General features: G+C 44.2%; 1 pseudogene. It reads right to left on the reverse strand.

The window, feature by feature from the left end:
* Nucleotides 1-308: pseudogene (locus UF05_RS24900) on the reverse strand (IS3 family transposase); the annotation flags it as partial.

Below are 308 nucleotides of genomic sequence, written 5' to 3' on the forward strand. Positions count from 1 at the left end.
ACCATCTCGCCCCTTACTGTTGTCAAAAGCATCTTTAACCTTTGCATCAAACTCTTGGCGAGTTGCTTCGCGTTGAATACCCTTGTGGCGATGCTTAATCCAATAATAAAACCCACTTCGAGAAACCCTGAATACCTTAACCATGCGGACAACACTGAAGCACAGCAAGTGTTCAAGCATGAGTTCATAGCAATCTACTTTAGATTTTTCGCGAAGTAGGTGGCGGCCTTTTTTACGATATCTAGCTCTTCTGCTTGTTCTGCCAACTGTCTTTTGAGTTTGGCTACTTCAGCAGCTCGATTTTGCCG

Source organism: Vibrio sp. S457-15 (assembly GCF_000960545.1).
Taxonomy (GTDB): Bacteria; Pseudomonadota; Gammaproteobacteria; order Enterobacterales; family Vibrionaceae; genus Vibrio; species Vibrio parahaemolyticus.